Annotated in this window: 1 protein-coding gene; it reads right to left on the reverse strand. The window is 52.9% G+C overall.

Annotated elements, in window-relative coordinates:
* Positions 1-124 precede the first annotated feature (124 nt).
* A complete protein-coding gene (locus tag AC16KF_RS09735) occupies positions 125-1,558 on the reverse strand; it encodes a flavin monoamine oxidase family protein (RefSeq protein ID WP_484037117.1) in 1,434 nt (477 codons plus the stop codon).
* Positions 1,559-1,901 lie beyond the last annotated feature (343 nt).

Here is a 1,901-nt window from a genome sequence, read left to right on the forward strand (position 1 = left end):
GCGGCGTTTCTGGGTAGGGACCCACCTGCGAAAGCAGGTTCAAAACTTCGTAGCACACGGCATTGGCGGGGAATCGAATGTAGCAGACCTCACAGGTCTTAAAGACCTGTGAGGTCTTTTTATTTTACGGAGATTGATGAATCGCAATCGCCGCGCGCAAACCCGACTCGAACGCGCCTTGGATCCATGCGTGATACAGCGACGCATGTTCACCCGCAAAATGGATTCGCCCCTCGGGCTTTACGATTTCATCATGCAGTAACGTTTGCTGACCAGGATCAAATAATGCGAACGCGCCGCCCGCGAATTCATCGTCGTGCCACATCCATGAGGCGCCGACTTCAAACTCCTTTGTAATTTGCGGATGAATCTCGGCAACATCGTCCAATGCTTGGGCGATGCGATCATCGGGCTTGAGCGAGCCCCACCGTTGCGCATCCTCCGACCATGTGTAACTTGCGAGGATCACGCCGCGTCCCGTTTCGCGTCCGTGGTCGGGATAATACAAATTGCGGATGGGCAGATCGGTCATCGTGCCACCGCCGAAGATGCCGTCGTCCTCTTCCCAGAATCGGCGTTTGCATTGAAAAAGGATTTTTGCCGAAGCATCATAATGCAACTGGCGGATCGCGCGATTCTTGGCGCGAGTAAATGGCTTAAGAACCTCCACATGCCGCAACACAGGGAATGGAACGGTGATGATCGCGTAATCTCCCTTTTCTTCAAATCTCCCTGCTTGTGTTTGATAGTGGATCGTCACATCCGTCGGCGACTGATCCATCGCGATCATCTTCGCGCCGAAGCGGATGTTATCTTTCAATTCAGGGAGAAACGCGTGAGGAAGGCGATCTGTGCCACCGTCGAGTTCGATCATGTTGGTGTAGTAGTTCCCCGAATCCTCGCGGAACAATTCAAGGAAGGATGAGTTCATCACCGACTCTTGATTCGCCAGCAAGCCGAACATCTCGATCATGCCTTCGGACCAGCCGTTCAATTCGAGAAACTCGCGCGTGGAATATTGGTCATATTTGGCGATGATCTCGTCCCAGGCTTTGTCGCCGTCTCTTTCGAGCAGGTCAAGCAGAGGTTTGAGCGCGGCTTCATACATTTTGCCCGCCGTTTTTCCTTTTTCCTTTTCAGAAACATCAAAGCCAAGCAGTGACGGATCTTTCGCGGCTTCCGAGGCGCGGACTTTCCGTCCGCCCATGTAGTGATAGGCGTTTGGGTTGTCCATCGTGAAGGCGTTCGTCTTCAGTCCAAACTTCTCGACGTAAGACATGGTCAACGTGTGCGCGCGCGGGATGCGCATCGCGCCGACTTCGGCGTACAAGCCTTCGGTGAATGGATCGCGCAAGGTGTACACTCGTCCACCCACGCGCTGTTGTGCTTCGAGAATGATCGGGGTGTGACCAGCCCGCCGAAGCTCGTACCCAGCTGAAAGTCCCGCAAGACCCGCCCCCACGATGACGACGCGTTTAGGCTTGCCGTCTCCAAATCGTTTTGCGATCCCCTCTTTCACCACGTCCAAATAATCTTGAATCGAATGCGCGGATTGCATTGATGCCTCCAGATGATTATGTCACTCTGAGGGAGCGCTTTTTGCGACCGAAGAGTCTCCCGCACAATCCAGGAGATGCTTCGCTTCGCTCAGCATGACATGACTGCTTGTGAATCTTATCGAAAATCAAAATAAAACACAACCACCAATATTGCGCTTGACAAAGCCTCGTCATGCAGTATACAATCGCCGCCATTAACAATTGAATATTCGGAGATAGGGCAATCGCATCTAAATCGGTGAGGCGAGGACTTTGAGGAGGTAATCCTGGTTCCAAGCGGCTTGGAGTTGCTTGGCATGCATACCGCCTTTGGCGGTTTTCTCCTGTTTGAGCAGATTGAGC

It is taken from the genome of Candidatus Defluviilinea gracilis, from assembly GCF_057138825.1.